The organism is Pseudoalteromonas sp. SR45-5 (genome assembly GCF_014163565.1).
Classification (GTDB): domain Bacteria; phylum Pseudomonadota; class Gammaproteobacteria; order Enterobacterales; family Alteromonadaceae; genus Pseudoalteromonas; species Pseudoalteromonas distincta.
This window is the reverse complement of the sequence record NZ_JACJDN010000491.1, coordinates 1-3,081: the sequence shown is the minus strand read 5'-3', so window position 1 is coordinate 3,081 and position 3,081 is coordinate 1. Positions and strand designations below refer to the sequence as shown.

Sequence of the window (3,081 nt, the reverse complement as noted above, 5' to 3'; positions counted from 1 at the left end):
GAAAAAATAAAAAAGGAGCCATTAGGCTCCTTTTTCGGTGTAAGTAATATTTTTACACGTCTAGATTAACTACGCGTAGAGCGTTAGTTTCGATAAACTCTCTACGAGGCTCTACTTGGTCACCCATTAAGGTGGCAAATAATTGATCCGCGCCAACAGCATCTTCAATCGTTACTTGTAACATACGACGAGCACTAGGATCCATTGTTGTTTCCCAAAGCTGGCTTGGGTTCATTTCACCCAGTCCTTTATAGCGTTGAATGTAGATCCCGCGCTTAGATTCTGTGATCAACCATTCCAAAGCATCCACAAAGTTATCAACAGGTTTTGTTTTCTCACCACGTTGAATATAAGCACCTTCTTTTAGGATGTTTGCAATGTTAGTACCAGTCACAGCAATGCGTTGGTAGTCACGTGATGCAATAAAGTCATAATGAAGTACATGTGCTTTATCAACACCGTGCTGACGAATATTCACAACCGGGTAATACATATTACGCTCAGCGTCAAACTCTGTGCCTGCATGGAAAATAGTTGCATCTTCATCACGTGCAATCAGGTCATCAACTAACTCTTTTGTCCAAGCAATTACTTTAGCTTCGTCAGAAAGGTCATCAGTTTTCAACTCTGTTTGGTAGATTAAGCGTTCCATTACCGTGTTAGGATATTTACGCTTTAAACGCTCAATAACTTTAACTGTATTTTGGTAATCGTGAACGACTTTCTCTAGCGCTTCACCTTCTAGCGCAGAAGCATCTGCACTTGGATATAAAGCAGCATTATTAAGTGCAAGCGACGTTAAGTACTCTACTAATGCTGGATCATCTTTAATATAACGCTCTTGCTTACCTTTTTTCACTTTATAAAGTGGTGGTTGAGCAATATAAATATAACCGCGTTCTACAATTTCAGGCATTTGACGATAGAAGAATGTTAGTAGTAACGTACGAATGTGAGAACCATCCACGTCCGCATCGGTCATGATGATGATACGGTGATAACGTAATTTCTCAGGGTTATATTCGTCACGACCAATACCACACCCTAATGCAGTAATTAGTGTTGCTACTTCTTGCGAAGATAGCATTTTATCAAAACGTGCTTTTTCTACGTTTAATATTTTACCTTTAAGCGGAAGAATAGCTTGGTTTTTACGGTTACGTCCCTGCTTGGCTGATCCGCCAGCAGAGTCCCCTTCCACTATATATAGTTCAGATTGTGCTGGGTCTTTTTCTTGGCAATCGGCTAGCTTACCTGGTAAGCCTGCTAAGTCCATTGCACCTTTACGTCGTGTCATTTCACGGGCTTTACGCGCCGCTTCACGTGCACGTGAGGCATCAATAATCTTACCTACAACAATTTTGGCATCAGTTGGGTTTTCTAGTAAAAACTCAGTGAATTTTTCAGCCATTGCTTGTTCAACCGCAGATTTAACTTCACTTGATACTAGCTTGTCTTTAGTTTGTGATGAGAACTTAGGATCAGGAACTTTAACACTAACAACAGCCGTTAAGCCTTCACGGGCATCATCACCGGTAGCATTGCTGGTTGTTTTAGCTTTTTTGTTAAAGCCTTCTTTTTCCATGTAGTTATTAAGTGTACGTGTTAGCGCTGATCTAAAACCGGCTAAGTGAGTACCACCATCACGTTGTGGAATATTATTTGTGAAACAGTAAATGTTTTCTTGGTATGCATCATTCCACTGCATTGATACTTCAACACTAATACCATCTTCTTCACGTTCGTGAGTAAAATGGAACACACCTTTATGTATAGGTGTTTTATTACGGTTTAAGTATTCTACGAAAGCTTGAATACCGCCTTCATATTTAAAGTGGTCAGATTTATTTTCTTCACGCTCATCATTTAAGATGATGCTCACACCTGAGTTTAGGAATGAAAGCTCGCGTAAACGCTTAGCTAAAATGTCGTAATGAAAATCTAAATTTGTGAATGTTTCAGCGCTTGGCCAAAAACGTAATTCTGTACCAGTTGTTTCTGAGTCACCAATTACAGCTAAAGGTGCATCTGGAACACCCATAGTATAAAACTGCTCATGAAGCTTTCCTTCACGACGAACAGTCAGTTTTAGTTTTTCTGAAAGTGCATTTACAACAGAAACACCAACACCGTGTAAGCCACCTGATACTTTATAAGAGTTATCATCAAACTTACCACCGGCATGAAGTACCGTCATAATAACTTCGGCTGCAGATACGCCTTCTTCTTCATGGATAGAAGTTGGGATACCACGACCGTTATCTCGAACTGAGACAGAACCGTCTAAGTGAATCGTTACATAAATATCATCACAATGACCTGCTAAGGCTTCATCGATCGAGTTATCAACGACCTCAAACACCATGTGGTGTAAGCCTGTGCCATCATCGGTGTCCCCAATATACATTCCAGGACGCTTTCTTACTGCGTCTAATCCTTTAAGTACTTTAATACTCGACGAGTCATAATTCTCAGACATGGTTAATCCCACTTATCTTGTTATTAGGTTGCCATGTTTCACGTGGAACATTTGTAGTTCTCGTTGCATGGGTTCCACCACAGCAGAAATACTTTCAGATAAAATTGAAGAGATAAAAATTTGAGAACTGCAGTGAGCAAGTAATTGTCCCACTTTCTCTTTTGTATCTTCGCCTAATTCTGAAGGTAGATCATCTATTAGCAATATAGATTGCTTATCTGTCTCTGACTCAATTAAGCTATTTTGCGTAACTTTCAACGCATACAATAATAGCTTCAATTGACCGCGTGAGAATGTATTCTCCACACTGTTGCCAGCGACACTAAAACTAAAATCGGCCTTATGAGGGCCTTTACTTGTAAACCCTTGGCGAGCATCTCGCTCAAAGTTTTGCTCTAACGCATCTGCAAGAGATTCAGTCTCTTTCCAGCCTGCGCTAAAGGTCATTTCTAAATCACGTACAAGCGTCAATTCTGCACACATTTTATCAAAAAATTGCTGCTTAAACCTACTTATATACGCCAATCTTAATTTATTTATTTCTTCAGCCAGTCTAACAAATTCTTTGTCCCAAAACTTAATTTGGTCAAAATAATTCTTGG

1 protein-coding gene and 1 pseudogene are annotated in these 3,081 nt (G+C 39.7%); both read right to left on the bottom strand.

The features are described from left to right. Window positions 1–52: 52 nt before the first annotated feature. Window positions 53–2,479: a DNA topoisomerase (ATP-hydrolyzing) subunit B gene (gyrB, locus tag H5072_RS15570; RefSeq protein WP_024597183.1), complete on the bottom strand. Its 2,427-nt coding sequence runs from the start codon at window positions 2,477–2,479 to the stop codon at window positions 53–55. A gap of 12 nt (window positions 2,480–2,491) precedes the next feature. Further along, window positions 2,492–3,081, bottom strand: a pseudogene (locus tag H5072_RS15565) (DNA replication and repair protein RecF); the annotation flags it as partial.

Excerpts from the sequence above, each read along its gene's own strand:
- gyrB (WP_024597183.1), bottom strand. The coding sequence starts at position 2,479 with ATGTCTGAGAATTATGACTCGTCGAGTATTAAAGTACTTAAAGGATTA.